Genomic DNA, 20,464 nt, shown 5'->3' with positions numbered 1-20,464 from the left:
GCAACTTACAGCGTTTTAGCTTTAGCGATTGCATCCTCGATTGTGCCCACGTTGTGGAAGGCAACTTCAGGAAGATTGTCGTGCTTACCTTCAAGAACTTCTTTGAAGCTGCGCACGGTATCCTTCATTGGTACATACAAACCTGGGAATCCGTTGAACGGCTCAGCAACGTGTAGCGGCTGAGACAAGAACAGACGAAGACGACGCGCACGAGTAACGACCAATTTGTCCTCATCAGACAACTCATCCATACCCAAGATCGCGATGATATCCAAAAGCTCTTTGTAACGTTGAAGAATTTGTTTAACGCCTTGTGCTACTTTATAGTGCTCTTCACCAACGATTTCAGGTGTCAAAACACGGGAAGATGATGCTAGTGGATCTACCGCAGGGAAAATACCTGCAGCCGCGATGCTACGCTCCAAGTTCGTTGTTGCGTCCAAGTGAGCGAAAGCCGTTGCTGGAGCCGGATCCGTATAGTCATCGGCAGGAACGTAAATCGCTTGAATGGAAGTAACGGAACCTTTTTTCGTGGAGGTAATACGCTCTTGCAATTGACCCATTTCTGTAGCTAGAGTTGGTTGGTAACCTACCGCGGAAGGCATACGGCCTAGCAAAGCGGAAACCTCGGAACCTGCTTGTGTGAAACGGAAGATGTTATCGATGAAAAGAAGAACGTCTCTTCCTTCTTCGTCACGGAAATACTCAGCCATTGTCAAACCGGACAAAGCTACGCGAAGACGCGCGCCTGGAGGTTCGTTCATTTGACCGAATACCATCGCTGTTTTTGCGATAACGCCGGAGTCTTTCATCTCGTGGTAAAGGTCATTACCTTCACGAGTACGCTCACCTACGCCTGCAAATACGGAGATACCGCCGTGCTCTTGTGCAATGTTGTGAATTAGCTCTTGCATCGTTACCGTTTTACCTACGCCGGCACCACCGAAGAGACCAATTTTACCACCTTTTGCATAAGGAGCCATCAAGTCAATAACTTTAATACCTGTTTCAAGAATCTCTGATTTTGTCGACAAGTTGTCGAAAGCTGGAGCTTCTTTGTGGATCGGGCTAGTAAATGTACGGTCAACCATTTCGTTACCATCGATCGGATCGCCCAATACGTTAAATACACGACCCAGTGTTGCTGCACCAACAGGTACAGTAATCGCTGCGCCAGTATCTGTTGCTACGGCACCACGTACAAGTCCGTCTGTTGAGGACATTGCTACGCAACGTACGAGGTTGTCACCAAGGTGAACAGCCGCTTCAACCGTCATAGTGGATGATTGTCCACCTTCGGTTCTTTCAATTTTGATAGCATTCAGAATTTCAGGGAGTTGTCCGCGTTCGAACTCAATGTCGACGACAGGCCCTGTAATATTCACAACGCGCCCTTTGCTCATGGTTTCCCTCCTAAGTAAAGCTTGTGTCTCCATCGAGACCGTTTATCATTATGCGTTCGCGTTAGCTCCAGCGACGATTTCCGAAATCTCTTGCGTAATCGAAGCTTGGCGTGCACGATTGTAAGCCAATGTGTAGCTGCTGATCATCTTCGTTGCATTCTTCGTTGCGGAGTTCATCGCTGTCATTCTCGCGCCAAACTCACTTGCTTTACCTTCCAGAACAGCACTGTAAATAAGCGTCTCAGCATATTTAGGGAGCAGTACTTCCAGAACGCCTTCCGGTGACGGCTCATACTCATAGCTAGCTGCAGCCACGCCGGATACATCTTCCATAGGAAGTAGACGAATCATGGTTGGAATTTGGGTAATCGCATTTTGGAACTTGTTGTAAATCAAGAACAGTTGGTCATACGTACCGTTCACGAAATTAGCGACCGCTGCTGTTGCAACAGGCTTAATATCCGAGAATTTAGGCGTATCCGGAACACCGGTTACTTCTTCAACAATCGGAATATTTCGTTTTGAGAAGAAATTGCTTCCCTTACGTCCAATTACGAAGACGGAGTACTCAGCTGTTGATTTATGATTTTCACGAATTTCAGTCATTGCTTTACGCAACACGTTTGCGTTGTAACCACCAGCGAGACCACGGTCGGAAGTAATGACCAAATAGGCCGTTTTCTTCACTTCACGTGATTGTAGCATCGGGTGCTTCACGCCTTTGGTGCCAGCTGCAATACTTGCAACCACTTCTTTCAACTTCTCGGAGTACGGACGTGCCGCTTCCGCTGATTGCTGTGCTCTACGTAAGTTAGCTGCTGCAACCATTTCCATTGCTCTCGTGATTTGCTTCGTGCTTTGTGTGGATTTAATTTGGCGCTTAATCTCGCGCATTCCTTTTGCCATACCTGCTCACCTCTCTTTTGAGGCTTAAAAAGCCTTCATTCGAAGACCTGAATTCAGGCGTCCGCCTGCCCAGGATTCACATGGTAGCAAGAGCTTCACTTCAACATGAAGCTCTGCCATCATGAATTATTCTGAAACTGCAAAGCTCTTTTTAAATGTATTGATTGCATCAACCAATGCTTTATCGTTATCCGCAGTAATATCTTTCGTGTCACGAATGCTATGCAGAACTTCAGGACGGTTGGATTCCAAGAAAGCCAAGAATTGTGCTTCGAAACGCGTTACGTCTTGAACTGGGATATCATCCACATGACCTTTTACAACCGTGTAAAGGGAAGCAACTTGCTTTTCCAAAGACATTGGTTGGTGAACGCCTTGTTTCAAGATTTCAAGCGTACGAACCCCACGATCCAAGCGAGCTTTAGTTGCTCTATCCAAATCGGATCCGAATGCGGCAAACGCTGCAAGCTCACGATATTGTGCCAAGTCTACACGAAGTGTACCCGCAACTTTTTTCATCGCTTTCGTTTGAGCGGAGCCCCCTACACGGGATACAGAGTTACCAACGTTAACCGCTGGGCGCTGACCGGAGTAGAACAAATCGGATTCCAAGAAGATTTGACCATCGGTGATGGAAATTACGTTCGTTGGAATGTATGCAGAGATATCGCCTGCTTGTGTCTCGATGAATGGAAGTGCCGTAATGGAACCACCACCAAGTTCATCGTTCAATTTCGCAGCACGCTCTAGCAAACGGGAGTGCAAGTAGAATACATCCCCTGGATAAGCTTCACGACCTGGTGGACGACGAAGCAAGAGGGACAACTCACGGTATGCGGCAGCTTGTTTGGACAAGTCATCGTATACGATAAGAACGTGCTCACCTTTGTACATGAAGTACTCAGCCATAGCACAACCGGAGTATGGAGCTAACCATAGCATCGGTGAAGGCTCGGAAGCGGAAGCTGTTACTACGATTGTGTAGTCAAGCGCACCAGCAGCACGAAGGGTTTCAACAACACCTACTACTGTGGATTGTTTTTGACCGATCGCAACGTAGATACATTTAACGCCATTGCCTTTTTGGTTGATGATTGAATCGATCGCAATCGCCGTTTTACCTGTCTGACGGTCACCAATGATCAACTCACGCTGACCACGGCCTACTGGTACCATAGCGTCAATCGCTTTAATACCTGTTTGCATTGGTTCATGTACGGATTTACGAGCCATTACGCCTGGAGCCATGTTCTCTACAGGGCGGAACGCTGTTGTATTGATTGGACCTCTGCCATCGACAGGTTGACCCAAGGAGTTAACTACACGACCTAGAAGTTCTTCACCAACTGGAACCTCCATGATACGGCCTGTGCGTTTAACTTGGTCGCCTTCACGAATATCTCTGTAAGGTCCAAGAATAACGATACCTACGTTGCTTTCCTCAAGGTTAAAAGCATAGCCTAGTACGCCGCTTGGGAATTCAAGCAGCTCGCCTGCCATAACGTTTTCCAAGCCGTGAGCACGAGCAATACCGTCACCTACTTGAATGACTGTACCTACATCAACTACTTGGATATCGGAATTATAGTTTTCAATCTGTTGTTTAATCAATGAGCTGATTTCTTCAGGTTTGATACTCAACGAACTTCACCCCTATTCTTACAGTGCTTATATTAAACTAACGCTTTGGCCAAACGATCAAGTTTGCCTGCCAAGCTTCCATCATATAAACGATCACCGATACGTACTTGAATGCCGCCGAGCAGTTTAGGCTCAACCACAGACGAAACACGGATCGTTTTACCAGTTACTTTACTGAAATGTGAAGCAATCTCAGCTTGTTGTGCATCCGAAAGTACGTATGCAGAGTATACGGTCGCACTCGCTTGACCGAGCGCCTCATTCGCAACTTTGGCATAATCATTCGCCAAAGCAGAAACAATGGACTGTCTACCTTTATCAATCAAGACAAGCAGCGTGTTCCACACCGGTTCGGAAACTTTGCCTTCGAAAATCTGCTTCAGCAGGTCCGTTTTAGCGGTATTCCCGATGTTCGGATGGTTCAGGAACTTCTGCAAGTCTGCATTATCCCTAATCGCACTAGCTACAGATTTAAGCTCATCTTCAACTTGGGAAATAATATTCTTTTCCTTCGCTACTTCGAATAAAGCTTTGGCATAACGCTTCGCTACGACGATGTCACTCATACGTTGCCTCCTACCTCTTTGAGGTAATGCTCAACAAGTTCTTCTTGTGACTTTTCGTCAATTTGTTTCTCAATAATTTTGGATGCGATCAGAACGGACATCGCGCCAACTTGGCTGCGAAGAGCGGCAACCGCTTTGTTCTTCTCATTCTCGATATCTTTCAAGGCTTCGTCTTTCAGACGTGAAGCTTCTGCACTAGCAGCATGAATAATATCATCCGCTTGCTTGGAACCAGTATGCTTCGCTTGCTCAATAATATCGTAAGCTTCCTTACGAGTTTGTTGCAGCGCTTGCTTTTGTTCCTCTAACAATTGATCAGCTTGCTTACGGCTTGCTTCAGCTGTTTGTATTTGATCTTTCACCAATTGTCTGCGTTTTTCCATCATGCCAAACAGAGGACCGAACGCAAATTTGGAAAGCAACACATACAGAATCAAAAACGCGATAAGTTGTATAAAAAATGTGGACCATTCAATATGCAAGTAACGTCACTCCCTTCTGATAACGTGGGCAAAACGAAGGCGTGGTGGCGACTGCGGCCATCAACGCCAAACGATTTCTTAAGCTTTTCCCATAAAGATGAACGCAAGAACCAATGCAACGACCGGCATTGCCTCAACTAGACCTACCCCGATAAACATTGTTGTTTGAAGCGTACCACGAAGTTCTGGTTGACGGGAAATACCTTCCAAAGCGCGACCTACGATCAAACCGTTACCAATACCTGCACCTAGTGCTCCCAAACCGAATACGATACCTGCTGCTACTAATGCTATTGCTCCCATTGATAAAATCCTCCCTTAAACTCTTAAGTTTTTGTTGTTGTATAAGTGACTCGAGACTTCCCGAGGTAAGTCTAATGCTTAATGCTTTTCTTCGTGAATTAATGTTTGTGAGATATAAACCATGGTCAGCATCGTGAATACGAAGGCTTGAATCGCACCAACGAACACACTGAAGCCCTGCCATACGAAGAGAGGCGCAATTCCAAACCAACCTGCTCCAACAATGACAGATATCATGATCTCACCTGCATAAATGTTACCGTAAAGACGGAACGCAAGCGTAAGTGGCTTGGATACAACTTCAATTAAATGAAGGATCAACATTGCCCCTTTGAACTCAAAGTAATGCGCGAAGTAATGCTTTGTGTTACGCGTTATCCCTAAGTAGTGACTTATGAAGATAACGACAATCGTTAAGGCTCCTGTAACTGCGATATCAGCTGTCGGTGATTTCCACCAAGATACGTGATCTTCCGTTACGATTGAGAAAGGAAGGCCGAGCATATTGCCGATAAAGATATACATGATGAGCGTAAGACCAAGTGCAATAAATCCTTTGCCATGCTTGGAACCGATCGTGCTTCCAATAATGCCTTCTACAAACTCAATCGTCCATTCCATGAAGTTTTGAAGTTTCGAAGGATTCGTTACGGATGCTCGGCTAGCGCCTGCAATTGCAAGAATAAGCACGATAACTGTGGTAATTCCGATCATCATCAGTGCTGATGCATCGAAATGAATGCCTAACCACTCAAACTCTGGTACCTTATGTTCCATATTTTCCATTTTCACCCCTTTCATCCGTGGAAGTTACATCGTGGAATTACTTCTTAGACTTCTTAATAGAAAGAATACCCAGTACGAGTGTTGCCAATTGAGCAAAAAAGTATCCAACAATCGTCGTAGTTAATGCAACTTGTTCTGGATACCTGACGGCAACCAAACCTACAAACCCCGCGATTGCTGCCCTTGTCAGAAAGCCAAGGGTTACCTTGCGCCCTGACTGCTCTATCGCAGCTGCTGCCAGCTTGTTAATCTTCCAGGCTAAGAACCTTGCATTGATCATACTCGCACAAGCTCCAAGCATTATCCCTGCAACGTAAACCCGGTAATCGACAAGAAGCGCCCATGCAGCCAAACAAAAGGATAAAAAGAAAAGAAATACATTTTGAACCGTTTTCAGAGTGGCTGAAAAGTCGTCCATCATAGCCCTCCGTACCGCTTAATCATGAAGTAAATGCTCATGATTCCGGTTACAAGCCCAAGTAAAAACCCGACTAACAACCAGATCTGTCCACCTAATGCACCACTTAACCAATCGCCGAAGAAATATCCGGCTGCCAAACATACGACAAGGTCTATGCCAATTGCACTAGTTAACGCTACTGCCCGCCAAGGATTATCATTGGAATTTGGCCGTTTCATTGCACCCTCCTGGGTGTTTTCCACATGGGAAAACGCGTCTCGTAGCTCATCTGCTACGAATCCTCATTCATTGTATCGAAGCCATGCTAAGTTTGTCAATTGACGGAACTTCATTTGTCACATCTCACAAAACTCCTTAGAGCCTTGCGGCTCTAGGGTTTGCGCGTTTTCAAACCGAACAGTCCAACTGTACGCTGTAACGTTTGTCATGATTTTGTCACGGTTAGAAAGCTTCAGGACGTTCCGTAGTCCTACCGAAGTGGTGGAGAATCGCTTGAACGATGCGTTCTGACGCTTTTCCGTCTCCGTAAGGGTTCGCTGCTTGGCTCATTTTATTGTACAAATCTGGATCTGTCAGCAGCGCACGTGCGCGAGTGTAGACCACTTCTTCATCTGTTCCAACTAGCTCCAAGGTGCCGGCTTGAATGCCTTCTGGGCGCTCCGTTGTGTCACGTAGAACGAGAACTGGCACACCGAATGAAGGTGCTTCTTCTTGCAGACCACCCGAGTCCGTTAGAATCATGTGTGCATGCGGGTAGAAGTTATGGAACTCGAACACGTCAAACGGCTCAACCAGCTTGATGCGTGGGTGATTTCCTAGAATCTCATGTGCTGGTTCTTTAACCGCTGGGCTCGGATGAACCGGATAAACGATGGCAATATCCTCGAACTCATCAGCAATACGCTTCACCGCACGGAAAATTTGGCGATGAGGCTCACCTTGAGCTTCGCGACGGTGCGCTGTCATCAGGATCAATTTGCGGCCAGCCGCCCACTCCAGCACGGGATGATCAAATTGTTGTTGCACTGTGTATTTGAAAACATCAGTAACCGTATTCCCAGTAACATAAATTTGTGACTCTGATTTATTTTCTTTGCGCAGGTTATCTGCCGATTGTTGTGTCGGTGCAAAATGAAGATCTGCGATAACGCCCGTTAATTGACGGTTCATTTCTTCTGGGTACGGGGACAATTTGTTCCACGTCCGAAGACCTGCTTCCACGTGCCCTACTTGGATCTGCTGCATGAAGGCTGCATAGCTAGCCAAGAAGGTAGTCAGCGTATCACCATGCACAAGAATCAGATCTGGCTTTGCTTCTTGGAACACAGGCTCCAAGCCTTGCAGCACGCGCATCGTAATCTCATTCAGTGTTTGGCGATCCTTCATAACGTTCAGATCGAAGTTTGGTGTGATTTTGAAAATATCAAGCACTTGGTCCAACATCTGACGATGCTGTGCAGTTACGCAAACCAGAGACTCAATGTGCTCAGGATGCTTCTCCAGCTCGAGAATGAGCGGAGCCATTTTGATAGCTTCAGGTCTTGTTCCGAAGATCGTAATCACTTTTAGACGTTTCATCGGTTTCTTCTCCCCTTTTTCAAAAATTAATCCGTGCCGTATAGACGATCCCCAGCATCCCCGAGACCAGGCACAATATAGCCATGATCATTCAAATGATCATCAACGGCTGCGACGTAGATGTCGACGTCAGGATGTTCTTTTTGCACAGAAGCTATGCCCTCTGGAGCAGCAATAAGACACATCAGCTTAATACGCGTACAGCCTCTGCGTTTCAGCACTTCAATCGCTGCGTTCGCAGACCCGCCTGTAGCGAGCATAGGATCGATAACTAGTAAATCCCGCTCCAATACATCAGTAGGCAGCTTCACATAGTACTCTACAGGTTGAAGCGTATCCGGATCGCGATAAAGACCAACATGTCCTACTTTTGCAGCTGGCATCAGCTTTAACACGCCGTCAACCATACCTAGCCCTGCTCGCAAAATCGGAATCAGCCCTAACATTCTGCCCGAAATAACTTGGCAATCTGCTGTTGTAACCGGGGTTTTCACTTTCACTTGCTGTAGTGGCAGATCTCTTGTAATTTCATAAACCATTAATGTAGCAACTTCATCGACAAGCGCTCTGAAATCCTTCGTTGTCGTGTTCTCATCCCGAATATAAGTAAGCTTATGCTGGATAAGCGGATGATCGCAAATATGTACTGTACCCATATGTTCCTCCTAAGTATAAGCTTGTAGGTCAGGCAAACCTCGTCCATTATATCATATGTTATCCAACTTATCTGCTGTAGAACCCAACAAGTTAGACTGTTTTGCAAAGGGTGTAAAAATCAGAGTATGAATGCCTCAGCACACCAGTTTGTGTCACGTGGAGGCTGCCAACTAATGTTTACATGGATAAACTACAGCTAATTTGCTCCAAAATCGGTGTGTGTTCAGGAATAGATGGAAAAAGTGCAGCTAATTTATCGAGAATTTGAAGAATCGAGCTAATCGATGGAAATTAACTGTAGGAACTACAGTTAATCCGTCAAATCTGAGAAATATGCTACAAATAGATGTAGAAAATCCAGTTAGATTGAGGGCGGGTGGACTGGGAGGGTGAGTTGCGTCGGGTCGAGTAGAATTGAGTTGAGTTGAGTGGGCTGAAGTGGAGTTGCGATGATAGAGTTGGGGCTGGTGTGAGTTGAGTTGCATATCATTGGATCGACATACTTGGATTGATGAATAAAATTGGGGGTTAGGTTGGTGTTGGTACACAAGGCATTCCAAAGACATAAAAAGGGCCAGCTCCAAAGAGCTGGCCCTACAAATCAGACTTAGTAAGTCAAACCTGGGTAAAGCGGGAATTGCGCAGTCAAATCCTTCACCATGCCGCGAGCTTTCTCCAGCGTAGCTTCGTCCTTCGGATTCTTCAGTGTAAGACCAATAACTTTCGCGATGGTTCTCATCGCTTCTTCGTCCATACCACGGGAAGTCACAGCCGGTGTACCCAAGCGAATACCGCTTGTGATGAACGGGCTTGTTGGATCGAAAGGAATCGCGTTTTTGTTCGCTGTAATACCGATTTCATCAAGAACGTGCTCTGCGTCTTTACCAGAGATGTTCAGGTTACGCAGGTCAACCAACATCAAGTGGTTGTCCGTACCGCCGGAGACAAGGTTGATGCCCTCAGCTGTCAGTGCAGTCGCCAAGGCTTGTGCATTGTTGATGACGTTTTGACCGTACACTTTGAAATCCGGTTGAAGAGCTTCACCGAAGGAAACAGCTTTAGCTGCAATTGTATGCATCAAAGGACCGCCTTGGGAACCAGGGAATACCGCTTTATCAATCGCTGCAGCCCAAGCTTTCTTCGTAAGAATCATACCGCCGCGAGGACCGCGAAGCGTTTTGTGTGTTGTTGTTGTTACGAAATGTGCGTGTGGCACTGGGTTCGGGTGCAAGCCAGCTGCAACTAGACCTGCGATGTGTGCCATATCAACGAAGAACAATGCGCCTACATCGTTAGCGATCGAAGCCAATGCTTCGAAATCAATCGTACGCGGGTAAGCACTTGCACCAGCTACTAGCATGCGAGGCTTATGTTTGAAAGCTGCTTTGCGAACATCATCATAGTCGATGCGGAAATCTTTTTCACTTACACCGTAAGCTACGAAGTTGTAAAGAATACCGGAAGCATTTACAGGGCTACCGTGTGTTAAGTGACCACCATGCGCAAGATTCATACCAAGAACCGTGTCACCAGGGTTTAGAGCAGCCAAGTAAACAGCCATGTTCGCTTGTGCACCGGAATGCGGTTGAACGTTCGCGTGCTCAGCACCGAAAAGCTCTTTCGCGCGGTCACGAGCGATGTCTTCCACGATGTCTACGTACTCACAGCCACCGTAGTATCTTTTGCCTGGGTAGCCTTCTGCGTATTTGTTCGTAAGTACAGTACCCATAGCTTCAAGAACCGCTTGGCTCACGATGTTCTCGGAAGCGATTAGCTCAATTTTGTCGCGTTGACGGCCTAGTTCAAGGTTCATAGCTTCTACGATTTTTGGATCTTGTTTGTTCAAAAAGTTTGTCATATTGAATTCCTCCTAAGGATGTTAGTTAAAAGTAAATTAGCAATCTGCATCAGGTGCAGCTTGTTGATAAAGTTGATCCGCCAAATCAGCGGAGTATACAGCTCTAGTACCACCGATCAGCTTCGGCCGAGCGAATGCCATCGTGACATAAGCCTGGCCAATATGGCGAACTGGCGGCCTTGCGGGAACAGCGACTCTGCGCAGATGCATGCCGATCAGCGTTGAGCCAATATCGATGCCCGCATGCGCCTGAATCGTCTCAACAACGACCGGCTTCGCGAAGTGTCTATATGCGTACGAAGCCATCGAGCCCCCGGCCTTCGGCACGGGAATCACGGAGACGGGCTCAAGCTGAGGCACCAGCGTCAACAGCTCTTCCTCCACGACTAGCGCACGATTCAAATGTTCGCAGCATTGAAACGCCGCATGCAGCCCGAACTCGCCACAAATAAGCTTAACCGTCTCGAAAATCGGCTTTGCCGCATCTAGCGTACCCGATGTCCCAATCCGATGTCCGAGAATTTCACTCGTGCTCGTGCCGATCACCAAGATGTTGCCAGGACGCAGGCTGCCAACCGCAATCAGCTCACGCAGGTTCGATTCTAAAGCTTCTGCTATAGGTTCATACATAGAATCTGTCATTGTGGCTCCCTCATCTCTAGGGATGTACCGTGAAACGATCTTCGATGCTCTGTACTTTGTTAATACGATTCTTGTGGCGGACACCTTTCGAAAACTCGGTTTCCAGCCAGATTTTGACGATTTCTTCCGCTACGCCAGGACCAACAACACGCTCACCCATCGCTAGCACGTTCGTATCATTATGTTCACGCGTCGCTTTCGCTGAGAAGAGATCATGCACAAGTGCACAGCGGATTCCCGGAACTTTATTGGCCGCAATGGACATCCCAATGCCTGTTCCACAAAGCAGAATACCTTTATCTGCGTCTCCCGAAACGACTTTTTCGCAAACCTGAAGCGCATAATCTGGATAATCGACGGAGTCGCCGCAGCTGCATCCGAAATCGATCACTTGATGACCTAATGATTCAATAAAAGGAATGATAACATCTTTCAAACGATAGCCTGCATGATCAGCACCTAAAGCAATTTTCATAACTTAAACGCTCCTTTTGACTTGTTCGAATTCGACCATCCTATTATATCCCAAAGCTCACCAAAAACGAAAAAAAGAGCGCACACGCTAGAAAACGCGCGTTGCTCTTTTGCCCAGGCGACCGGCCGTATAGCTCAATGCTCCATTGTGGTTAACCCCACTCGTCGCCAGTTACATTGAGTCTTGCTTGTTACTTGTATTTTATCGCATTCCCTGCGATGTGTAAAGCTATATTGACCTATCTCATGCACGTGAAGACAGAATTATAGGCTTGCTGTTGATTTTAGCGTAATTTTTTTACCAATTTATCCAAGCTCCGGCTAATTTCCTCAGCAGTGAATCGGTAATCGGCTAGGGATCCGCCATAGGGATCCGAAATATCGTAATCTGGGATCGAATTTTCCAGCGTATACATACGGCTTCTTTCTTCCACTGATACTGTCTGAGATAGCGCCATTTTGAGTTGAAGCTCTGTCGCAAGCTGCTTTCGTTCTTCAATCGCTTGGAGAATACGAGAATCGTCCTCTACATACTCTTTGAGCGTATACGTCTTCTCGATCGCATGAGGAAATCGCCCAATGACTGTGCGCTTATGCCCCGTCGTCATCGTCAAGATCAGATCAGCCCAATCAACATCCGCCGCGCCAATCGCTAGAGAACTGATAGATTCCTTAAAGCCCGCTTCGTGAAGAAGCGACTGGCTGTTTCTCGAGATTGGACCACCCGTCATCGCAGATACACCTGCTGAACGAACCTCCGCCGCAAGCCCCTCTTGATGCACCCTCATACGCAGCAAACCTTCAGCTAACGGACTGCGGCACGTATTTCCTGTACAGACAAATAGAATTCGCAACATGAAATCCTCCCGATATAAGCATTTTAAAACCTAACTCCCCATATTGTATCATAGTAAAAACTTGATCCCAAACCCTAATAGGATGAGCCCGCCGAATGCCTCGCCGTATTCCCCTACCCATCCGCTAACGCGTCTGCCTAGCAATAGGCCAGCTATCGAAAGTAACCCGCCAAACAGACCGAAGATGAGCACTGTAAGCACAATATCCGTAGCAAACATCCCCAGAGAAACGCCTACAGAGAACGAATCTATACTAACACTGAGGGCGAAAATGATAAGCCCCCATAACGTCCGATGATCGAATGCCGTTGCTTCTTCCCCGCGTATCGAGCTATACACCATATGCGCGCCGAGCAAAATAAGTAAACATCCACCTGCAGCCGTCGCAACGTTTCCCAGAAGGAGGGAGACATACTGTCCCATAAACATGCCCATAAGTGGCATGAGCACGTGAAAAATGCCGATCACAATGCTAATTTTCAAAATATCCAACAAACGAATGCCCTTCATTCCTATGCCAATTCCTAACGAAAAAGCATCTAGGCCCAAAGCAATCGCCATTATTCCAATTGTCATGAGTTGCCCAACTTGTACCCCAGATGCGAGCATAGCACGATCCCCCTTGTCCACGATTCTTTCTCAAGATATGCGGACAAACTGGGAATCATGCTAATTAGAGGCGGATCCGCTCATGACCAGCTGCTTTCAACAGTCGGTTCATTATCGCGCTGCCAATACCTGAATCTGGAATACCTTCAGCAACAATATAGCTAATGCCTTTCTGATCAAAAGCCCGCAGAGCGGCATATAGCTCCCGAGCTATCGTATCCGGCTCAGATAAAGAGCCGCACGCGAGAACGAGATCTGCCCGATATCCCTGTACTCTTTCTTCAAAAGTGAGAATACCCGTCGATTCCCCCCGTGACTTCGCGGCATCAATATCGCGTTGAATCCAAGTCGAGACTTCCTGTTCGTCATCTCCTTGCACAATGTGCATGAAGCCCTTCGGTGCATAATGCGCATACTTCATTCCCGGTGCGCGAGGCGTATCCGCAGCTTCTACCTCTGTCGGCTCAGCCACATGAATACGCATGTCTGGCAAAACCGCTTGCAGCTTTTCCGCAGTCACCCCACCCGGCCTCAGCACATGTAACTCGCCGTCTACAAGCTGTATGACCGTGGACTCGACGCCAACACCTGTTGCACCACCGTCTACAATTCCGCCAATTTTGCCATCCAAATCATCACGAACATGCGATGCCAGCGTCGGGCTCGGTCTACCCGAGCTATTCGCGCTTGGCGCTGCAATAGGAAGTCCCGCTTCACGCAGCAGCTTAAGGGCAACTGGATGATCCGGTATTCGGATACCAACGGTTTGCAGACCAGCCGTAACTAACGGCGAAAGGCTACCTGCAGTAACAGGTAGCACAATGGTTAATGGCCCGGGCCAGAAAGCCTTCATAAGCGCTTGATGATGGGTTGTCACACAATCTGGCTGAACAAGGCTTGGGAGCTGCTTCGCATCAGCTATATGTACAATCAGAGGATTGTCGGAAGGTCTCCCCTTTGCAGCGAAAATCTGCTTAACCGCTGCGGTATTGGTCGCATCCGCACCAAGTCCGTACACCGTTTCGGTCGGGAACGCGACTGTATCGCCCTGCTGCAAGAGGCTCGCCGCCTCTGCTATATCCTGCGCTATCGCGCGCTCTTCTCCTTGATTCACGTTCCAGTAGATTGTCACAATCACTCTCATCCTTACTTATATGTAATAAAATTTATATGCCTGATCACACAGCATCTATTAGCTGAACCACGAAAAAATAGCTTTAAACATTTCCCAGATAAAAAACTTCACTTTCGGTTGAGTTGGCTCTTCGGTCGTGGAAGCTGAAGCTGCTACTACTTCAACTTTAGCGTCTTTCTTTGCCACTTTCTCAGTCGATGCAGATTTATCTTTACTTGCGACTTCGTCTTTCTTTTTAGCAGATGACGTTTCACCAACTTTAGCCTTATCTTCATTAACCGGCTTCTTTTCCTTACCGTTCTCATCCGTTGTTTTGGCCACGACTGCAGCCGAAGCAACGGCTTCACCGGATACAGAATCTACAAAGCATAATGGCGGAAACAGCACACACCACCAGTTCTGGCCTTCACCAGAACCAATCACAACACGCAAAGCTTCATAATCCCCTGCTGGGTAAACGTCATTTCCGTACATTTTCGTTGGGAAAGGAACAACACCAAGCTCAACCGTATATGGATAGCTATAGCCGCGTTCTTCAATCATTTGGCCGACAAGCTCATGAAATTCAGGCAAATGCGCATTCACGACTGCTCTCGCCTCGTCCAAAGAATGTGGCCCAACGACCCACTCCGCCATACGAGCAATAATCGCATCACGAATCTCGCGTTTCATAGCCTGGTCCTGCGCTGAATCCGAATTTGCTAGAATACGCAAACGAATGGATTCTTCGGGTATAGTAGGCGAAATAACCGCCGCGTTCGTACGATTGGATTCCCAACACATAATCATAAGTATAAGTGCAAAAACAATGAATAATAGGCTCTTAACTGAGTGGCGCTCCGTTCTCTTAACCATGGAGAGTAGCCCCTTTCCCGTCATCTACTAGCCAGTATGGACAATAGTGGGTGGGGCTAAACCTATGAATCTATGATTTTTTTGCAAAATGATAGAGTTGGTTCGCCGAGAAAACAGGCGGAAAGAAAGCAGCCGATCCTGGAAGGCAATCGGCTACTCGGAAGAGCGGATCGCGATCACGTGGCGATCGATTCCTTGGAGATCCTGCACGAAGCGGATCTCCGTCCAGCTAGCTGCGACGCGCAGCAAGGCCGCAACCGCCTCCGCCTGCCCGATGCCCACCTCGAACCCGACCACGGTCGGGATTCGCGGCAGCCGGTGCAGCTGCGAAATCATACGGCGGTACAGGTCGAGTCCCTCGACACCGCCGAACAGTGCTGTGTGCGGCTCGAATAGCCGCACCTCGGGCATCAGCGCCGGCAGGTCGCTATCCGGAATATATGGTGGGTTCGACACCAGTATATCCGGCGCGAGCCCGCGCTCAATATAAGGCTCGAGGAGGTCGCCCTCGAGCCACGAGATCCGCGCAGCCACGTCGTGGCGCTGCGCGTTCTTTAAAGCCATCTCCAGCGCTGCCGCGGAGATGTCGCTGGCCGCCACGCGCCACGCAGGGCGCGCGTGCGCGATCGTCACCGGGATGATGCCGCTCCCGGTGCCCACATCCGCAAGCAGCGGAGCGCCTTGCGGGAACAGACGCGAGCCCTCGTGGAGCAACGCCTCCACGAGCAGCTCGGTTTCCGGCCGGGGGATCAGCACCGCCGGGCCGACTTCAAACGGAAGGCCGAAGAAATCCTGCTCACCGGTGATGTACTGCACCGGTTCGCCTGCGGCCTTCCTTGCAACCAGCTGGTCCCACGTGGCGACCAGCTCTTCAGGCATCTGTTCCTGCCACCAACGGAACAGCAATTCGGTCCGACTGCAGCCACCCAAGAGGTGCTGCAGCAGCAGTTCCGCGCAAGAAGAAGCCTCTGCGACGCCTTGCTCTGCTAAAAAAGAAGAAGCCTTCACAAAGGCTTCTCTCACACTCATGTTTGCAGTCGTCATTACATAGCCTCTAACGCGTCGGATTGTGCAGCAATCGTTAATGCTGACACAATTTCCGCCATATCGCCGTTTAACACGGTTTCCAAACGGTGCAACGTCAAACCGATACGGTGGTCGGTAATCCGGCTTTGCGGGAAGTTGTAAGTGCGAATACGCTCTGAACGGTCGCCAGTTCCGACTTTGGTTTTACGCTCGCCGGCATATTTCGCTTCTTCTTCTTCACGCAATTTATCTGAAATCCGCGTACGAAGTACGCGAAGCGCTGACTCTTTGTTAGAGTTCTGCGATTTACCATCCTGACAAGTTGCTACGATACCCGTTGGTACGTGCGTTACACGCACAGCAGATTTCGTTGTATTAACGGACTGACCGCCCGCTCCACTGGAACAGAACGTGTCTACGCGAATGTCCGCATCGTGGATCACGATTTCCACATCTTCTGCCTCCGGCATAACAACAACCGTCGACGTGGATGTGTGGATCCGTCCACCGGATTCCGTTACTGGAATACGTTGAACACGGTGCGCACCGCTCTCAAACTTGAGCTTGCTATAAGCACCTTTACCCGTAATCATGAAAATAATTTCTTTGAATCCGCCCAAATCATTCACGGACGCGTCCAAAATCTCCGTTCTCCATCCTTGACTATCCGCATAACGCGTATACATCCGGTAGAGATCGCCTGCAAACAGTGCAGCTTCATCGCCGCCTGCCGCTCCGCGAATCTCCACGATGACGTTCTTGTCGTCATTCGGGTCTTTTGGCATCATCAGGATGCGAAGATGTTCTTCCAGTTTAGCGGATTGCTCGCTAAGCTCTTCGATCTCCATTTTAACCATTTCGCGCATCTCATCATCCAGCTTCTCATTCTGCATCACTTTCGCATCAGCTAGCTGCTCGCTCACGCTCTTATACTCATTATAAGCATCATAAGCTTCCTGAAGATCAGATTGCTCTTTGGAATACTCTCTTAGTTTCTGCGTATCACTCGTTACATCCGGGTCACACAATAACTCGCTTAGTTTCTCATAGCGGTCCACAATGGACTGAAGTCGATCCAACATAGGGGATCACTCCTTTCTTGTTTTTATTGTTAATTAAACATTGAAGCGGAAATGCATAACATCGCCGTCATTAACCACGTACTCTTTACCTTCAAGGCGTACTTGGCCTTTTTCTTTCGCACCAGCCATGGATCCAGCAGCAGCCAAATCGTTATAAGAAACAACCTCTGCACGAATAAATCCACGTTCGAAATCCGTATGAATGACGCCAGCCGCTTGAGGAGCCTTCGTTCCTTTACGGATCGTCCATGCTCTAACTTCTTGAACACCAGCTGTGAAATACGTATACAAGCCTAGCTTTCTATACGCTGCTTTAATCAATCTATTCAAGCCGGACTCTTGAAGTCCCAACTCTTCCAGAAACATGGCTTTTTCTTCGTCTTCCAGCTCAGCGATTTCGGATTCAACCTTCGCACTAATGGAAACGACTTCGTTGTTTTCTTTCTCAGCGAATTCCTTCACAATTTTAACGTATGCATTGTCGTCCGCAGTTGCAACTTCATCTTCACTCACGTTTGCCGCGTAGAGCACTGGCTTCATCGTCAGCAAATGTAGATCGCGAACTAGAAGACGCTCGTCATCTGTTAAATCCAAGCTGCGTGCTGGCATATCATTATATAAGGCTTCTTTGATACGTTCCAAACACTCAACTTCAGCTACTACTTTCTTGTCGCCGCCTTTGAGGTTTTTGCGTGAACGCTCGATCTTTTTATCAACCGACTCAATGTCTGCCAAAATCAATTCAAGATTAATCGTCTCGATGTCACCAATCGGATCGACTTTCCCAGAAACGTGAGTAATATTATCATCCTCAAAACAACGTACAACATGCACAATCGCATCGACTTCACGGATGTGTGCTAGAAATTTATTACCAAGGCCCTCGCCTTTGCTCGCACCCTTAACCAAACCCGCAATGTCAACGAATTCGAAGGCCGTCGGAACGATGCTCTTAGGCACAACGATTTCCACCAGCTTCTGCAATCTCTCGTCTGGTACTTCTACTACCCCAACATTCGGATCGATCGTACAGAACGGATAATTCGCAGATTCTGCCCCCGCCTGTGTAATTGCATTAAACAATGTCGATTTTCCTACGTTCGGTAGACCGACGATACCTGCTTTCAAAGCCATTGTCGTTACAACTCCTTAATTTTCGAAAATCATCCTTCTTATTATATAGTACTTGGAGGGCAAAAAAAAGCCTGCAAGCTATTGATTGGCTGCAGTCTTTTTTTCCATTGCTTTTTTGAACTCGTCATCCCGCTTCTGCTCGAAGTAGGTTTCGATCTGATTTCGTAGGATGAACCCGCGCAGCGCATTGCTTTGTTCCTCTGGATAGCTTTCGAAGCTGGCCCCGTAGTAGTAGCTGTCTTCCAGCTTTTCTTTCCGTATAATTTCCAACATGCAAGGCAGCTCGAAACCTAATTCCAACTCGACTTGAAGCAAACACTTCTTATGAAGAATACCATCGATCATGGAATTATCATTGATGGTAAATCCAATTCCATTCATCGAGATATTTTTAATCGATAGTTCAATGGGATTTTCAAGGACATGCAGTTCTTTTTGTTGGATATTCTGAAAACCTATAATCTGACCCGTGTTTTTCACATTCACCCGCGGGAACTCCCGTTTCTCCGAAAACTTCTTCCGATTCTCAGGTGGATTGATCACAATGAGTGAACCAGGTTCTTTCGCTACGACTGTCGTTTGAAGGACGAATAGACCCGACTTGGTATATAACGTCATTTTCGCCTTATCTCCAAGCTGAAAAACATCATATTCGGGCAACTCGATCTCCATGATGTCTCCTTGGGCATAGGTAAGAATACCTGTAGACACGAAATCATCCTTAGACAGAACAGCCTTGCAATCAATTAATACTTCCGCATCGTATCCTTCTTTACTCCCATACCGCTTCAATGCATCCTGCTTCATCGCCATGTGTACCAACACCCTCCTTCTACAAATGGATTCTACAGAACTTCTCCGCACAAAATAGACTGCCCCCACACAAAGGAGCAGCCTATCACCTTAATCAAAAAAGCATCGATTTTCGGTAACCAGGCTGCCATAGTTCATTAGAACCGTAGACCCTCAGCTTTGCGTCCTTGCTTTTCAACAAGTTTGCTATTGTCGAACCCTGCCGTGTCATTGTATGTAAGCTCATCGTTTATGGTCTAAAAGACCCACTGTTATCACCATTATACGTAGCCTAGATATTTCTTTCAACTAAAATCCTTGCATAGGCGATGTTTTTATTGTATGAATGTGTAGTGGATTGAATATCCACAGGTTTATAAGTTATCCACATTGTTATCCACAGCTTGTTAACAACGAATATTTGTTCGATTTTTATGCACATGTGGATAAACTATTATTGCGAGGTGTCCCCCTGTGGATGAACATATCCCCTGGATGAGAGAAGCGATTGGAGAGGCGATGAAAGCCGAAGCCATCCGCGAAGTTCCTATTGGCGCGATCGTCGTCCATCAAGGTCAAATCATTGGCCGCGGCTACAATTTACGTGAAACAACCTTAGATCCCCTCGCGCATGCGGAGATGATCGCGATTAAGCAAGCGAGCGAGCATTTGCAGGCTTGGCGCCTGTTGGACTGCCAGCTTTATGTAACTCTGGAGCCTTGTCCGATGTGTGCAGGAGCGATTGTGCAAGCGCGTATTCCGCAGGTCATTTACGGTACGGTGGATCCGAAGGCCGGCTGTGCGGGGACGTTGATGAACTTGCTGCAGGAAGACCGGTTCAATCACCGTGTCGATGTGGTGAGTGGCGTTCTGCAAGAGGAGTGTTCGACGATGCTGACGCAATTTTTCCGAAAATTGCGCGGGAAAATGTAATTAGTGAAACCTCCCCCATTGGGCTAAAATGGTTGCAGTTAGAAATCATCTCATGGTAGAATGACGATACTATGCGCCCGTAGCTCAGCAGGATAGAGCAACAGTTTCCTAAACTGTAGGTCGTACGTTCGAATCGTATCGGGCGCGTAAAAGTACCTTTAAACCTTGATAATTCAAGGTTTTTTTGTTTTTTTAGGGGATAAATTCCTTCTGATGATAAACAACAGTCTATACCTAGAATATATGTAGACTGTTGTTCTAAGTCTAATGAGACTGTTGGTATGCCTAGCCAATAGAAATAAGTGTAACCTTCTTCTGGTCAAT

The 20,464-nt window shown here is 47.4% G+C and carries 23 protein-coding genes, 1 tRNA gene and 2 riboswitches; of the genes, 2 read left to right on the top strand and 22 right to left on the bottom strand.

All coding sequences use genetic code 11. The features are described 5' to 3' along the window. Positions 1-5 precede the first annotated feature (5 nt). The 22 genes from atpD to AC58QC_RS22260 form a co-directional block, all read right to left on the bottom strand. Positions 6-1,403 carry a F0F1 ATP synthase subunit beta gene (atpD, locus tag AC58QC_RS22365; RefSeq protein ID WP_497417273.1) on the bottom strand — a complete coding sequence of 466 codons (1,398 nt, stop codon included), beginning with the start codon at positions 1,401-1,403 and terminating at the stop codon, positions 6-8. 48 nt (positions 1,404-1,451) lie between these two features. After that, positions 1,452-2,309 (bottom strand): ATP synthase F1 subunit gamma, encoded by an 858-nt coding sequence (atpG, locus tag AC58QC_RS22360; RefSeq protein ID WP_029195659.1) that lies wholly within the window; start codon positions 2,307-2,309, stop codon positions 1,452-1,454. A 126-nt stretch (positions 2,310-2,435) separates the two neighbouring features. Beyond that, complete coding sequence (atpA, locus tag AC58QC_RS22355; RefSeq protein ID WP_497417272.1) at positions 2,436-3,950, bottom strand: F0F1 ATP synthase subunit alpha; 1,515 nt, start codon at positions 3,948-3,950, stop codon at positions 2,436-2,438. Positions 3,951-3,982: 32 nt separating this feature from the next. After that, positions 3,983-4,516 carry a F0F1 ATP synthase subunit delta gene (locus AC58QC_RS22350; RefSeq protein WP_056611679.1) on the bottom strand — a complete coding sequence of 178 codons (534 nt, stop codon included), beginning with the start codon at positions 4,514-4,516 and terminating at the stop codon, positions 3,983-3,985. Further along, entirely contained in the window at positions 4,513-4,998 is a 486-nt protein-coding gene (atpF, locus tag AC58QC_RS22345) for a F0F1 ATP synthase subunit B (RefSeq protein WP_236290479.1), read from the bottom strand. The genes AC58QC_RS22350 and atpF overlap by 4 nt, the downstream gene beginning before the upstream one ends. 78 nt (positions 4,999-5,076) lie before the next feature. Continuing rightward, complete coding sequence (gene atpE, locus AC58QC_RS22340; RefSeq protein ID WP_028556930.1) at positions 5,077-5,301, bottom strand: F0F1 ATP synthase subunit C; 225 nt, start codon at positions 5,299-5,301, stop codon at positions 5,077-5,079. A 78-nt stretch (positions 5,302-5,379) separates the two neighbouring features. Further along, the gene (gene atpB / locus AC58QC_RS22335; RefSeq protein WP_497417271.1) at positions 5,380-6,078 is read right to left on the bottom strand and encodes a F0F1 ATP synthase subunit A; all 699 of its coding nucleotides are present in this window, start codon (positions 6,076-6,078) and stop codon (positions 5,380-5,382) included. A gap of 46 nt (positions 6,079-6,124) precedes the next feature. Then, positions 6,125-6,505: an ATP synthase subunit I gene (locus tag AC58QC_RS22330; RefSeq protein ID WP_497417270.1), complete on the bottom strand. Its 381-nt coding sequence runs from the start codon at positions 6,503-6,505 to the stop codon at positions 6,125-6,127. Next, positions 6,505-6,726 carry an AtpZ/AtpI family protein gene (locus AC58QC_RS22325; protein ID WP_056611689.1) on the bottom strand — a complete coding sequence of 74 codons (222 nt, stop codon included), beginning with the start codon at positions 6,724-6,726 and terminating at the stop codon, positions 6,505-6,507. Before AC58QC_RS22325 ends, AC58QC_RS22330 begins: the two co-directional genes overlap by 1 nt. Positions 6,727-6,949: 223 nt before the next feature. Next, positions 6,950-8,086, bottom strand: coding sequence for a non-hydrolyzing UDP-N-acetylglucosamine 2-epimerase (gene wecB / locus AC58QC_RS22320; RefSeq protein WP_497417269.1), 1,137 nt, complete (start codon positions 8,084-8,086; stop codon positions 6,950-6,952). Positions 8,087-8,112: 26 nt separating this feature from the next. Further along, positions 8,113-8,742, bottom strand: a complete 630-nt coding sequence (upp, locus tag AC58QC_RS22315) for a uracil phosphoribosyltransferase (protein ID WP_497417268.1) — start codon at positions 8,740-8,742, stop codon at positions 8,113-8,115. Between the two features lie 608 nt (positions 8,743-9,350). Further along, positions 9,351-10,601, bottom strand: coding sequence for a serine hydroxymethyltransferase (gene glyA / locus AC58QC_RS22310; protein ID WP_497417267.1), 1,251 nt, complete (start codon positions 10,599-10,601; stop codon positions 9,351-9,353). Positions 10,602-10,637: 36 nt separating this feature from the next. Next, positions 10,638-11,243, bottom strand: a complete 606-nt coding sequence (locus AC58QC_RS22305; protein ID WP_497417266.1) for a TIGR01440 family protein — start codon at positions 11,241-11,243, stop codon at positions 10,638-10,640. 16 nt (positions 11,244-11,259) lie between these two features. After that, positions 11,260-11,718 (bottom strand): ribose 5-phosphate isomerase B, encoded by a 459-nt coding sequence (rpiB, locus tag AC58QC_RS22300; protein ID WP_497417265.1) that lies wholly within the window; start codon positions 11,716-11,718, stop codon positions 11,260-11,262. A gap of 104 nt (positions 11,719-11,822) precedes the next feature. Beyond that, positions 11,823-11,903, bottom strand: a riboswitch (ZMP/ZTP riboswitch). 98 nt (positions 11,904-12,001) lie between these two features. Then, the gene (locus AC58QC_RS22295; protein WP_497417264.1) at positions 12,002-12,574 is read right to left on the bottom strand and encodes a low molecular weight protein arginine phosphatase; all 573 of its coding nucleotides are present in this window, start codon (positions 12,572-12,574) and stop codon (positions 12,002-12,004) included. A gap of 48 nt (positions 12,575-12,622) precedes the next feature. After that, a complete protein-coding gene (locus tag AC58QC_RS22290) occupies positions 12,623-13,183 on the bottom strand; it encodes a manganese efflux pump MntP (RefSeq protein ID WP_497271000.1) in 561 nt (186 codons plus the stop codon). Positions 13,184-13,247: 64 nt separating this feature from the next. Beyond that, positions 13,248-14,315 (bottom strand): L-threonylcarbamoyladenylate synthase, encoded by a 1,068-nt coding sequence (locus AC58QC_RS22285; RefSeq protein ID WP_497417263.1) that lies wholly within the window; start codon positions 14,313-14,315, stop codon positions 13,248-13,250. A 60-nt stretch (positions 14,316-14,375) separates the two neighbouring features. After that, positions 14,376-15,173, bottom strand: coding sequence for a stage II sporulation protein R (spoIIR, locus tag AC58QC_RS22280; RefSeq protein ID WP_497417262.1), 798 nt, complete (start codon positions 15,171-15,173; stop codon positions 14,376-14,378). A 153-nt stretch (positions 15,174-15,326) separates the two neighbouring features. After that, the gene (gene prmC / locus AC58QC_RS22275) at positions 15,327-16,217 is read right to left on the bottom strand and encodes a peptide chain release factor N(5)-glutamine methyltransferase (protein WP_497417261.1); all 891 of its coding nucleotides are present in this window, start codon (positions 16,215-16,217) and stop codon (positions 15,327-15,329) included. Next, on the bottom strand, positions 16,217-17,281 hold the full coding sequence (gene prfA / locus AC58QC_RS22270) for a peptide chain release factor 1 (RefSeq protein WP_497417260.1): 1,065 nt from the start codon (positions 17,279-17,281) through the stop codon (positions 16,217-16,219). Before prfA ends, prmC begins: the two co-directional genes overlap by 1 nt. Before the next feature lie 33 nt (positions 17,282-17,314). Beyond that, positions 17,315-18,415 carry a redox-regulated ATPase YchF gene (gene ychF, locus AC58QC_RS22265; protein ID WP_497271010.1) on the bottom strand — a complete coding sequence of 367 codons (1,101 nt, stop codon included), beginning with the start codon at positions 18,413-18,415 and terminating at the stop codon, positions 17,315-17,317. A 78-nt stretch (positions 18,416-18,493) separates the two neighbouring features. After that, positions 18,494-19,228, bottom strand: a complete 735-nt coding sequence (locus tag AC58QC_RS22260) for a PilZ domain-containing protein (protein ID WP_497417259.1) — start codon at positions 19,226-19,228, stop codon at positions 18,494-18,496. 111 nt (positions 19,229-19,339) lie between these two features. Beyond that, positions 19,340-19,426: riboswitch (cyclic di-GMP riboswitch) on the bottom strand. Positions 19,427-19,702: 276 nt separating this feature from the next. On the opposite strand from AC58QC_RS22260, the gene tadA reads away from it, so the two are divergent. Beyond that, the gene (gene tadA / locus AC58QC_RS22255) at positions 19,703-20,140 is read left to right on the top strand and encodes a tRNA adenosine(34) deaminase TadA (protein ID WP_497417371.1); all 438 of its coding nucleotides are present in this window, start codon (positions 19,703-19,705) and stop codon (positions 20,138-20,140) included. Between the two features lie 73 nt (positions 20,141-20,213). After that, a tRNA-Arg gene (locus AC58QC_RS22250) sits at positions 20,214-20,287 on the top strand. The last annotated feature ends 177 nt before the right edge of the window (positions 20,288-20,464 follow it).

It is taken from the genome of Paenibacillus sp. J22P51, from assembly GCF_059692215.1.
This window is presented reverse-complemented; position numbering and strand designations above follow the sequence as displayed.

Excerpts from the sequence above, each read along its gene's own strand:
- glyA (WP_497417267.1), bottom strand. The coding sequence starts at position 10,601 with ATGACAAACTTTTTGAACAAACAAGATCCAAAAATCGTAGAAGCTATG.
- AC58QC_RS22295 (WP_497417264.1), bottom strand. The coding sequence starts at position 12,574 with ATGTTGCGAATTCTATTTGTCTGTACAGGAAATACGTGCCGCAGTCCG.
- atpB (WP_497417271.1), bottom strand. The coding sequence starts at position 6,078 with ATGGAACATAAGGTACCAGAGTTTGAGTGGTTAGGCATTCATTTCGAT.
- prmC (WP_497417261.1), bottom strand. The coding sequence starts at position 16,217 with ATGACGACTGCAAACATGAGTGTGAGAGAAGCCTTTGTGAAGGCTTCT.
- atpE (WP_028556930.1), bottom strand. The coding sequence starts at position 5,301 with ATGGGAGCAATAGCATTAGTAGCAGCAGGTATCGTATTCGGTTTGGGA.
- AC58QC_RS22350 (WP_056611679.1), bottom strand. The coding sequence starts at position 4,516 with ATGAGTGACATCGTCGTAGCGAAGCGTTATGCCAAAGCTTTATTCGAA.
- upp (WP_497417268.1), bottom strand. The coding sequence starts at position 8,742 with ATGGGTACAGTACATATTTGCGATCATCCGCTTATCCAGCATAAGCTT.
- AC58QC_RS22290 (WP_497271000.1), bottom strand. The coding sequence starts at position 13,183 with ATGCTCGCATCTGGGGTACAAGTTGGGCAACTCATGACAATTGGAATA.
- rpiB (WP_497417265.1), bottom strand. The coding sequence starts at position 11,718 with ATGAAAATTGCTTTAGGTGCTGATCATGCAGGCTATCGTTTGAAAGAT.
- spoIIR (WP_497417262.1), bottom strand. The coding sequence starts at position 15,173 with ATGGTTAAGAGAACGGAGCGCCACTCAGTTAAGAGCCTATTATTCATT.
- ychF (WP_497271010.1), bottom strand. The coding sequence starts at position 18,415 with ATGGCTTTGAAAGCAGGTATCGTCGGTCTACCGAACGTAGGAAAATCG.
- AC58QC_RS22325 (WP_056611689.1), bottom strand. The coding sequence starts at position 6,726 with ATGAAACGGCCAAATTCCAATGATAATCCTTGGCGGGCAGTAGCGTTA.
- AC58QC_RS22305 (WP_497417266.1), bottom strand. The coding sequence starts at position 11,243 with ATGACAGATTCTATGTATGAACCTATAGCAGAAGCTTTAGAATCGAAC.
- atpG (WP_029195659.1), bottom strand. The coding sequence starts at position 2,309 with ATGGCAAAAGGAATGCGCGAGATTAAGCGCCAAATTAAATCCACACAA.
- tadA (WP_497417371.1), top strand. The coding sequence starts at position 19,703 with ATGAGAGAAGCGATTGGAGAGGCGATGAAAGCCGAAGCCATCCGCGAA.
- wecB (WP_497417269.1), bottom strand. The coding sequence starts at position 8,086 with ATGAAACGTCTAAAAGTGATTACGATCTTCGGAACAAGACCTGAAGCT.
- atpD (WP_497417273.1), bottom strand. The coding sequence starts at position 1,403 with ATGAGCAAAGGGCGCGTTGTGAATATTACAGGGCCTGTCGTCGACATT.
- AC58QC_RS22330 (WP_497417270.1), bottom strand. The coding sequence starts at position 6,505 with ATGGACGACTTTTCAGCCACTCTGAAAACGGTTCAAAATGTATTTCTT.
- prfA (WP_497417260.1), bottom strand. The coding sequence starts at position 17,281 with ATGTTGGATCGACTTCAGTCCATTGTGGACCGCTATGAGAAACTAAGC.
- AC58QC_RS22260 (WP_497417259.1), bottom strand. The coding sequence starts at position 19,228 with ATGGCGATGAAGCAGGATGCATTGAAGCGGTATGGGAGTAAAGAAGGA.